Genomic DNA, 5,272 nt, shown 5'->3' on the forward strand with positions numbered 1-5,272 from the left:
CGAAATAAATTACGTAGTAAAACCAATCGGATTCGGATATTATTGGAATAAATATATGCCAATAATTGTCATTCCTATATGTAATTTAATTCTTTACACAAATTCAGCACCGCTCAAAGCATATAAAATAATAAATCCATTAATGTTTGGCTTTGTTATTATAATTAACCTTATTATATGGAGAAATAAAAACAAACTTATAAATTACTTTGAAAAAATTTTTGAAATAGAATCTTAAAATGAAAAAGCCGAACTGCTAACAGGGGTTTCATGAAATTGGGGCTTTAAGGCTAAATTAAAAGGTTATTTCATATATTTGGCTTCCGTGGTTATTCAATGGTTTGGAAATATATAAACCCCAACTTCATGAAGCCCCGGGACGTTATGCGTCATGTTGGAAAAACTACATCTAAAAAACTATAAATGAGAAACATAACTTATTTTTTCCTCCTTTTAATACTAATTAGCTGTAATAAAAAAAATAAAGAGTTTACTGACTTTATTCCTAAAGAGTATCAATATCCTATTAAAAAAATTGGAAAAGGTAAATCTTTACATTATCAAAGGATGGGAAGCATTGATGGTTTTGAAAAAATCAATTTATCAAAAGTAAAAGAATCAAATACAGAATTTTTAATTTATTCTCGCCATGATAAGCATTTTCTTTTGGACTCAATTAAAACAACTTTAGATGGTAAATTAGTAGAAATCTATAATTTCAATTTACTCAGGAAAATTGAACCTGATCATTTTAAAGGAATTAAAGGTAAATTAATCAACAATAAAATTGTTGATGATGGAAGTAAATTTGGGAAGAGAATTTCAACAATTCTTTATCAAGGAAAACACAGAAATATTACCATATATGAAGAAGAGAGGTATTTATGTGATACAATTCTTAAAGAAGACCTCACTTCATTAAAATGTATTGTAACTGAAACAAAATCAACAATACAATATAAAAAGAAAAATGTCTCAGTTGGAATGGAAAGAATCAAAACAAAATCATACTACGCAAAAAACAAGGGCTTGTATTTAATTGAACATGAAAGCAAAGATGATTCTTCTGCTTGGATAAAATCATTCGAAGAGAATATAATAAATTAACACGAACGCATAACAGGGGTTTCATGAAATTGGGGCTTTAAGGCTAAATTTAAAGGTTATTTCATATATTTGACTTCCGTGATTATTCAATGGTTTGGGAATATATAAACCCCAACTTCACGAAGCCCCGGGACGTTAGGCGTCAGTTTAAAAAAACGGAACGAAAACGAGAACTAATCAAGTGATTTATAATTAATACAACGATAAATTTACTATACTAATGAATAATTTGGAGAAGAATTTAGACGAAGAAGAAAGACAACTTAAAGAACAACTAGCCAGGCTTCCTAAAAAGAAATGGCAAATTTGGAGACTTATCTTAGTTGGACTTCTTGGTCCATTTATTCTACCTTATTTGCCAATGAAAAGAGGTCCTTTATCTGAAAGAATGGGTTATGAGGACTCTGTTTTATTATTTGGAGGGATATATTTATTAGTTATTCCAATTGCCTGTTATATGCATTTTCAAAAAGTCAATCAAGAAATGTGTGCTATTGAAAGTAAATTAATACGTCTAAAGTTTAAAAAATCTGAAATAACTGAGAATGATATTTAATCAGTCGTTTTAAATAATAAACTTAAATGCAATAATATTTATTTTGTAATAAAAAATTAAAAAACCGAACGCCTAACAGGCAGTTTGCTGCAAGTGGGGCTTTAAGGCTAAATTTAATGTTGGTTTTGTGTTTGGAAACTTAATCTTAAATCGTTAGTTTTGGGTTACCAATCCCCCACCTTCAGCAAGCTGGCGGGACGTTACCTGCAATTAACGAAAAACTGAACGAAAAAGCCAAAATGATAAAAATAAAAAACTCACAATTTAGAGTTCTAATCATTATTAATCTGCTATTAGCTTTATTAATCTTTGCGGATTATTTGATTCCGTTCAATCATACAGAGGAAGAAAAATTCTCTTCATTTTATAGAACTGTCAAGGAAACTCCTGGATTTAAAAGTAAATCATCATCTGAATATAAAAACATATTGGAATGTAAGACTGGGAATTTATATAATTTAGGAAAATTTCCAGATTTACAATATGAACTTAGTGATGGTCAGAATATTCACATTGTAAAAACTTTTATTTTTTCAAGTGTAAAATCTATCAATGTTGTAAATGAAAAAGGAAATCAAATTTTAGAAGTTTCATTTCTATCTATACAAATTGTTCAAATATTACTTCTGATTTCAGTTCTAATAACATTCCTAAACATTTTCTTCACAAATGGATTTCTTGATTTTGCTTTAGCTTTAGCTTCGATATTTCTATATACTCTAACTCTTGTCTATATTTTTTACTTTTAAAGTTTCTTGAATTTTAACTGCAGGTAACAGCGGTTTTGTGAAATGGCGGGGCTTGGTGATTTTTTGGGATGGTTTGGTGAGTGCACTTCTCTCCTATTTAATCGCAATTTTCTTTAAAACTTTTCGGTATATTTGTAAACATCAGTAATAAAAAGTCCGCCACTTCACAAAGCCGGCGGGACGTTATCGGCCATTAAACCAGAACTTTACACATATTTCAGCATGAGGTATTTAGAAATCGGATTATTTGTATTATCAATATTTTCATTAAGTTGCTTTTTAATCAACTGGCCAGGTGCTGCTCTTGTTTCAACACTTCAACTTACAACTTTATCATCTTTTTATTTTTATTTAGGTTTTGCTCTATTTAATAATATCGGGTTTTCTAAAATCTTCAACAAAACAAGTTATAAAGGTATTTCAAAATTAAAGATTATAGGAGCAATTTCCACCGGAATTTCTTTGTCTATATTGGTAATAGGAATCTTATTTAAAATGAAGGGATGGCCGGGCGCTAAATTTACAATAATGTTTGGCGTCTTTTTATCATTCATTATTTCTGTAATTGCTTTAATTAAGTTCATAAATAAAAAATCATATTATTATAAATTCATTTTATCTCGAACTATTTTTTTCATTACAATAGGTATATTTTTAGTTAGTATTCCTCAAATGACGTTGATTAAGATAAAATATAAAAATCATCCAAAATATATCAAACTGTATGAAAATGCTCTGCAAAATCCTGATAGTGAAGAAGCATGGCGAAAAGTCCATGAAGAGGAAGAAAAAATCATTAACGGCCGATAACAGGGGTTTTATGCAAGTGGGGTTTTAGGGCAAAACTGAAACATCTTTTTGTATATTTGGATTTAGTAATAAAACAAACTAAAGGAACAAAAGCCCCACCAGCATAAAGCCCCGGGACGTTAACGGCAAGCTTGGCTGAACGAAACGGTAAAAAAATGAGAAAATATACAATCGTTAATACCAAAAACATATTCATCATTAGTATCATGGTGATAAGTTTAACTGTTTTGTCTATTTGGCTTTTTGGGCTTGGTACGCATCGAACAATTATTGAAAATTCACTATTATCAACGACGATATTATCTATCGCTTTCCTCCTATTCATTTCTATCGGATTATACAAAGGAGTAAAATTGAAAGACAATCTTGGTAAAATAACTGACAGGTTTGATTCAAAGAAGATAGATAAATTAAAAGAAGTAACTTTAGATAGCAGTTCAGATGTTCCAGATGTTGGAGATGGAATCGCTGGAATAATAATGAGTATTATTTTTTGGTTTATCGCAGCTTTTGTTATCAGTTATTTATTTTGGTTTTTTGGAGCAATTTTATGGATTACAGTTTTGATTTTTATTGCAATGCTTTATTGGATTTTTTTCAGAGCTTTGAGGTTAGTATTTAAAAAATCAGCGGAATGTAAAGGGAATTATTCTAAAAGTTTATTATATGGTTTTAGTTATACTGTACTTTATAATTTTTGGATTTATGGAATAATTTTATTGATTCAGTATTTTGGAAAATAAAGCCAGCCGTTAACAGCGGTTTGGCGAAATTTGGGCGAAAGCGCTTAATGGAAAGATCTTTTTGTATATTTGGCTTTAGTCCGAATGGAATGGTTTGGGGCAATATAAACCCAAACTTCGCAAAGCCGGCGGGACGTTGTGCGACATATTAGAAAAACTGAGCGTTAAAAGGACTTTACGATGAAAATACTGAAAGTATTATTTACATTATTATTTATGAATTTAAGCTTTGGGCAAAATTTTGAAGGGAAGTGGATTTTAACCAAAAATGGCGACACATATTTGGTTCCAAAAATCAATGTGTTTGAATTCAAAAACGGTAAAATTATCTCATCAGATTTGGAAAAAAATATTCAAACAAATGATTATCAAGTTTCCGAAAACGAAATTTTTGTCCAGGGTAAATTTTTGGGTACTTATAAGTTTATTAATGTAAATCGTTTTACACTTTACAAAAAAGACGAGAAAGACTCTAAAAAAAATCTTGAAATAGATTTTGTTAGATTAGAAAAAACAAAAACTGAATTAACAGAAAGTGAAATTGAAAAGTTAGTTTTTGAAAATAAAGATTACGAAATAAAAATAGCATTTAATACTGAACTCCAAAAACCAATAATTCTTGAAATGATGAAAGAGAGAGGAAGTAAAAAAATGTTATTAAAAAAAATTGACGAAACATACTTTATCTATAATTATGAAGGAAATGAATTAGATTCTGTAATTCCAATCAGAGAAATAAATACCGATTTTATAGAAATTTATGGGTTTTCAAGGGAAGAACCTTATTCATTAATCGCAAAAAAGATATAAATACGATCGCACAACAGCGGTTTTGTGCAAGTGGGGTTTTGGGGAAAACGGTAAGTTTTTTTTGTATATTTGGCTTTGTGATAAAACAAACTAAAGTAACAAAAATCCCCACCTGCACAAAGCCGGCGGGACGTTAGCGGTAATAGAGCCAAATGTAAAATCCTAAAATAGGTTGACAAAAAATTAAACAACATTTGTCAAACTATGGAACAAACAGAAAATCAACCCTGCCAAAAAAAAGAGTATCAAAAAATCAGTTTTGAACTCAAATTACAGATTGTCGAAAAAGTAACGAATGGTCAAATATCCATTAATCATGCTGCAAAAAAGTATGAAGTATCGCGTTCAGCTATTGATTATTGGATTCGTAAATTTGCTACCTTTAAACAAAAATCTACAGGCATGAGTAAAGACGACGAAATCAAAAAACTAAAAGACCGTATCGAAGCATTGGAATTCATCAAAGACTTTCAACAGGACATGATTGCTGATTTCGA

The 5,272-nt window shown here is 29.8% G+C and carries 8 protein-coding genes; all 8 read left to right on the plus strand.

Annotated elements, in window-relative coordinates:
* On the plus strand, positions 1-238 hold a 238-nt coding region (locus BLQ05_RS13840), incomplete at its 5' end, for a hypothetical protein (protein WP_218120821.1).
* A gap of 185 nt (positions 239-423) precedes the next feature.
* The gene (locus BLQ05_RS13435; RefSeq protein ID WP_023576870.1) at positions 424-1,107 is read left to right on the plus strand and encodes a hypothetical protein; all 684 of its coding nucleotides are present in this window, start codon (positions 424-426) and stop codon (positions 1,105-1,107) included.
* A gap of 220 nt (positions 1,108-1,327) precedes the next feature.
* On the plus strand, positions 1,328-1,663 hold the full coding sequence (locus BLQ05_RS13675) for a hypothetical protein (RefSeq protein ID WP_035654629.1): 336 nt from the start codon (positions 1,328-1,330) through the stop codon (positions 1,661-1,663).
* A gap of 239 nt (positions 1,664-1,902) precedes the next feature.
* Positions 1,903-2,412, plus strand: coding sequence for a hypothetical protein (locus tag BLQ05_RS13445; RefSeq protein WP_023576869.1), 510 nt, complete (start codon positions 1,903-1,905; stop codon positions 2,410-2,412).
* A gap of 222 nt (positions 2,413-2,634) precedes the next feature.
* Complete coding sequence (locus BLQ05_RS13450; RefSeq protein WP_023576868.1) at positions 2,635-3,222, plus strand: hypothetical protein; 588 nt, start codon at positions 2,635-2,637, stop codon at positions 3,220-3,222.
* Positions 3,223-3,377: 155 nt separating this feature from the next.
* Positions 3,378-3,965 carry a hypothetical protein gene (locus BLQ05_RS13460; RefSeq protein ID WP_023576867.1) on the plus strand — a complete coding sequence of 196 codons (588 nt, stop codon included), beginning with the start codon at positions 3,378-3,380 and terminating at the stop codon, positions 3,963-3,965.
* Between the two features lie 180 nt (positions 3,966-4,145).
* The gene (locus tag BLQ05_RS13465; RefSeq protein WP_023576866.1) at positions 4,146-4,775 is read left to right on the plus strand and encodes a hypothetical protein; all 630 of its coding nucleotides are present in this window, start codon (positions 4,146-4,148) and stop codon (positions 4,773-4,775) included.
* 204 nt (positions 4,776-4,979) lie between these two features.
* The coding region (locus BLQ05_RS13470) for a helix-turn-helix domain-containing protein (protein ID WP_074460155.1) at positions 4,980-5,272 on the plus strand (293 nt) is incomplete at its 3' end.

The sequence above is a fragment of the Flavobacterium saliperosum genome (assembly GCF_900100625.1).
Taxonomy (GTDB): Bacteria; Bacteroidota; Bacteroidia; order Flavobacteriales; family Flavobacteriaceae; genus Flavobacterium; species Flavobacterium saliperosum.